The sequence below is a fragment of the Cellulomonas endophytica genome, from assembly GCF_004123805.1.
GTDB classification, from domain to species: Bacteria; Actinomycetota; Actinomycetes; order Actinomycetales; family Cellulomonadaceae; genus Cellulomonas; species Cellulomonas endophytica.
The window spans coordinates 1-4,719 of record NZ_RWJX01000129.1 but is presented as its reverse complement, the minus strand read 5'-3'; the positions used below and the strand labels follow the sequence as shown (position 1 = coordinate 4,719).

The window sequence follows — 4,719 nt, the reverse complement described above, 5'->3', positions numbered from 1 at the left end:
GGCCGCGCCGGAGCCGCCCGGGGCGCCGGGGGCGGCCGGGGTGCCGGCGCCGGCGGGCGCTCCGGACGAGCCGCCGTCCGCGCCGTCGGCCGGGGCAGGCCCCGGGGCGGGTGAGGCCCAGCCCGGTCGCGGTGCGTCGTCCTGCGGCGTGCTCATGCGCTGCTCACCTCGGTGTCGCTCGCTCCTGTGCGGCACCCACGGCCGCGGCTGCCCCGTCGCGGTCATCGTGCCACGGACCACCGACGCGCCGGGGCCCGTCCCCAGGGGTCGGGCGCCGCGCGCGACGCCGGGCCGGACGGGCCGTTCCGCCGGACGGGTGCGCAGGCCAGCCGGACGGGGGACGGCGGGGCGCGGTCCCCGGGGGCCCCGCGGTGCGATGATGACCGGCATGAGAGGTCGCGTGCTGGTGGTCGACGACGACACCGCCCTGGCCGAGATGATCGGCATCGTCCTGCGCTCGGAGGGCTTCGAGCCCGTCTTCTGCGAGGACGGCGACGAGGCGCTCGGCGTGTTCCGGGCGTCGCAGCCGGACCTCGTGCTGCTCGACCTCATGCTCCCCGGCAAGGACGGCAACGAGGTCTGCCGGCTCATCCGCGCGGAGTCCGGCGTCCCCATCGTCATGCTCACCGCGAAGTCGGACACGGTCGACGTGGTCCTCGGGCTCGAGTCCGGGGCGGACGACTACATCTCCAAGCCCTTCAAGCCCAAGGAGCTCGTCGCCCGCGTGCGTGCGCGGCTGCGGCGGACGGACGAGCCGGCGCCGGAGCACCTGACGATCGGCGACGTCACCATCGACGTCCCGGGCCACCGGGTCGTGCGGGCGGGCCGGCCCGTCCAGCTCACCCCGCTGGAGTTCGACCTCCTCGTCGCCCTCGCCCGCAAGCCCTGGCAGGTCTTCACCCGCGAGGTGCTCCTGGAGAAGGTCTGGGGCTACCGGCACGCGGCCGACACGCGCCTGGTGAACGTCCACGTGCAGCGCCTCCGCTCGAAGATCGAGACGGACCCCGAGCGCCCGGAGATCGTCGTGACGGTCCGTGGCGTCGGCTACAAGGCCGGCGCGGGGACATCCTGACCGCGCCGCGCGGGCGGGCGGGCGCGCCGTGAGCGTGCGGGTGCCGCGGACGCGCCCCGGCCGGGTGCGCCGGTCGCGCGTGGCGTGGCGGCTCCTGCGCCTGCGTGCCGTGCGACGGCTGCGCGGGCTCGTCCGGACGTGGCGGACCTCGCTGCAGGTCCGCGTCATCGCCGCGACGATGGCGCTGGGCGTGCTCACGCTGGCCGTCGTCGGCGGGTACGTCGGCCTGCGCATGCGCGACGGGCTCTTCGACGCCCGCGTGGACCAGGTGCTGCGGGAGAGCGCACGGAGCACGCGCCAGGCGCAGAGCACCTTCGACTCCTCGACGGCGACGACGGGCGCGGACGTGCAGGAGCTCCTCTACGACGTCTCGGCCGCGCAGCGCACGGGCGGCAGCGGCACCCGCGAGGTGTTCCTCCTGCGGGCACCGGGCCAGTCCGCGCCCGTGCCGGCCGGCGCCGCCGCCTCGGACGCGTCCCTCGTCGGGCTCGTCAGCCCCGACCTGCGCGAGGCCGTGGCCGAGGGCGGGCAGCACTGGCAGTCCGTGGAGCTCCCGGCGGCGGGCGGCCCCGTGCCGGCCGTGGTCGTCGGCCAGGGCGTCGACGTGCCCGTCGTCGGGTCCTACCAGCTCTTCTTCCTCTACAGCCTCCAGGCGGAGCAGGAGCGGCTCGACCTGCTCCAGCGCACCCTGCTGCTCGCGGCGGTGGCGCTGGCGGCGCTGCTGGGCGGCATCACCTGGCTCGTCACGCGGCAGACGGTGCACCCCGTCCGGGCGGCCGCCCGCGTCGCCGCGCGCCTGGCCGACGGGCACCTGACCGAGCGTCTCGTCGTGCGCGGCGAGGACGAGATGGCGACCCTGGCGCGTTCGTTCAACGAGATGGCGGCGGGCCTGCAGGACCAGATCCAGCGGCTGGAGGACCTCGGGGCGGTGCAGCGGCGCTTCGTGTCGGACGTCTCGCACGAGCTGCGGACCCCCCTGACGACCATCCGGATGGCGGGGGAGGTCATCCACGCCTCCCGCGACGACCTCGACCCGGCCGCCAAGCGCTCGGCCGAGCTCCTCCAGATGCAGCTCGACCGCTTCGAGGACCTCCTGGCGGACCTCCTGGAGATCAGCCGCTTCGACGCGGGCGCCGCGGTCCTCGACGTGGAGAGCACGGACGTGCGCAGCGTCGTCGTCCGTGCGGTGGAGAACGCGTCGCCGCTGGCCGAGCGCCGCGGCTCCTGGCTGCACGTCGACCTGCCCGACGGCCCCTGCGTGGCGGACGTCGACCCCCGCCGGCTCGAGCGCGTGCTGCGCAACCTGCTGGGCAACGCGGTGGAGCACGCGGACGGCACGCCCATCGAGATCACCGTCGGCGCCGACGCCGCGGCGGTCGCCGTGACGGTGCGCGACCACGGGGTGGGGATGTCGCCCGAGCAGGCCCGGCACGTCTTCGACCGGTTCTGGCGGGCCGACCCGGCGCGGGCCCGCACGACGGGCGGCACGGGTCTGGGCCTGGCCATCTCCGTGGAGGACGCGCACCTGCACGGCGGCTGGCTCGAGGCGTGGGGCCGGCCCGGCCACGGTGCGTGCTTCCGCCTGACGGTGCCGCGACGCGCCGGCATCGTCCTCACGGGCTCGCCGCTGCCCCTCGAGCCGGCGGACGGCGCCGTCGCGGCGCCCGCGGTGGGGCGCGGGCCGGACCCCGCGGCGCTGCCCGTGCTCGCCCACGACGAGGACGACGACCGGGACGACCGCGACGAGGACGACGAGCGCGACGAGCGCGACGACCGCGACGACCGGGGTGGCGCGGCCCCGGCGACGGGCGGCGCCGGCGGCACCCGCCCGTCCGGGCCCGCGGCGGCCGGGGCGACCCGGTGAGCCGCGCCCGGGCCGCCGCCGCGCGGCCGCGGCGGCGAGGGGTCCTGGCCCTCGTCGTGGCGCTCGCCCTCGGGCTCGCGGGCTGCGTGTCCGTCCCGACGCGCGGCCCCGTCGTCGAGGGGGACGCGCAGGTGGAGGACGCCGGCGGCATCGACGTCCTCGCGGAGGGTCCCCGGGAGGACGCCCAGCCCGTCGACATCGTCCAGGGCTTCCTCCTGGCCGGGGCGGCCGGGTTCTCCGACGACTTCGTCGTCGCCCGCGAGTACCTCTCCGGCGACGCGCGGGCGGGGTGGTCGCCGCTGGAGGGCATCGTCGTCGCGGGGGCGGTGGACCTGCGGCAGACGTCGGACACGGAGGTGACGGCCGCCGTCCCGGTCGTCGCGCTCGTCGACGGCGACGGCCGGTACACGGAGGCGGCCCGCGGCGCCGCGCAGACCGTGACGTTCGGGCTCGTGCAGGGGTCGTCGGGCCAGTGGCGCATCTCCTCCGCGCCCGACGGGCTCATCCTCACCCGCGCGGTGTTCGCGTCCCAGTACCGGGCCGCCCCGGTCTACTTCCTCAGCCCCGACGAGACGCTGCTCGTGCCCGAGACGCGCTGGTTCCCCACGCGCAACCTCGAGACCGCGGTGGTGCAGGCGCTGCTCGCCGGGCCGTCGCCCTGGCTGCGGGACGCCGTCACCACCGCCGTGCCCGAGGGCGTGCGCCTCGCGCCGGGGGCCGTGACGGTCGACGAGGCGGGCGTCGCCGCGGTCGGCCTCGAACCCTCCGCGGCGGTGCTCGCCTCCGACCGGGCGCTGCTCCTCGCGCAGCTCGAGGCGACGCTGGAGCTCCCGCGCGTGGGCGCCGTCCGGGTCACCACGGGCGGCTCGACGGGCGGGGTGCTCCTCGAGGGCGCGGCGGACGTCACCACCGGCACGACCCGCGGCGTGCTGGAGGTCCTCGACCGGGACGGCGGCCTGCTCGAGCTCGCGGGCGGCCGGCTGGCCCCCGTGGCGGACCTGGGCCCGCTGCCCGCCGGCCTGCGCGCGCCCGCGCGGTCCGAGGACGGGCTGCTGCGCGTGGGGCTCTCGCCGCAGGGGATGGTCACGGTGCCGGCCGCCGAGGGCACCTCGCGCGTCCTGCTGGCGCGCGGAGACCTCGTCGCGCCGTCCGTCGACCGCGCGGGCTGGGCCTGGACGGCCTCCGGCGGCGAGGGCGGCGGCGTGTGGGTGGCCGCCGACGACGGCACGGTCGTCGAGGTCACCGTCGGCTGGCTCGCCGACCGGCGGGTGCGGGCGCTGCGCCTGGCCCGCGACGGGGCGCGCGTGGCCGTCGTCTCCGAGGGCGCCGACGGCGTGGCGGTCGACGTCGCCGGGGTGCTGCGCGACGCCGAGGGTGCGCCGCAGGGCCTGGGCGAGGCCCGGCGCGTCGGTGCCGCCCTCCAGGACGCCTCCGACGTCACCTGGGTGGACGCGACGACGCTCGCGGTCGTCGGGCGGACCGCCGCGGCCGCGGCCGTGCACCTCGTCCCCCTGGCGGGCGAGACCGTGGCGCAGCCCGAGCTCGCGGGGCTCGTGGACGTCGCGGCGGGCCGCGGGGAGCGCAGCCTCGTCGTCACGACGACGGACGGCGAGCTGTACCGCCTCGACGGGCCGAGCTGGGTGCGCGTGGGCGACGAGAGCGGCCTGCACGACCCGGCGTACCCGGGCTGATCCCGCCGCGACGGTCCGTCCGCCGTGCGGGCGTCCGCTGCTGCACTGCGGGAGCGGCCCGGCGGCGGCCGGGCGACGGGCGTCCCGTCGCC

3 protein-coding genes are annotated in these 4,719 nt (G+C 78.1%); all 3 read left to right on the top strand.

Translation table 11 applies throughout. The features are described from left to right. The first annotated feature begins 388 nt into the window (after positions 1 to 388). From mtrA to EJA20_RS17955, 3 genes are read left to right on the top strand one after another with little or no spacing between them, the layout of a single operon-like run. Positions 389 to 1,072 (top strand): MtrAB system response regulator MtrA, encoded by a 684-nt coding sequence (gene mtrA / locus EJA20_RS17965; RefSeq protein WP_205687573.1) that lies wholly within the window; start codon positions 389 to 391, stop codon positions 1,070 to 1,072. A gap of 28 nt (positions 1,073 to 1,100) precedes the next feature. Continuing rightward, the gene (mtrB, locus tag EJA20_RS17960) at positions 1,101 to 2,936 is read left to right on the top strand and encodes an MtrAB system histidine kinase MtrB (RefSeq protein ID WP_338068846.1); all 1,836 of its coding nucleotides are present in this window, start codon (positions 1,101 to 1,103) and stop codon (positions 2,934 to 2,936) included. After that, positions 2,933 to 4,627, top strand: coding sequence for an LpqB family beta-propeller domain-containing protein (locus tag EJA20_RS17955; protein WP_129339882.1), 1,695 nt, complete (start codon positions 2,933 to 2,935; stop codon positions 4,625 to 4,627). Before mtrB ends, EJA20_RS17955 begins: the two co-directional genes overlap by 4 nt. Positions 4,628 to 4,719: the final 92 nt, after the last annotated feature.

Coding starts and splice junctions, on each gene's coding strand:
- mtrA (WP_205687573.1), top strand. CDS start 389: ATGAGAGGTCGCGTGCTGGTGGTCGACGACGACACCGCCCTGGCCGAG.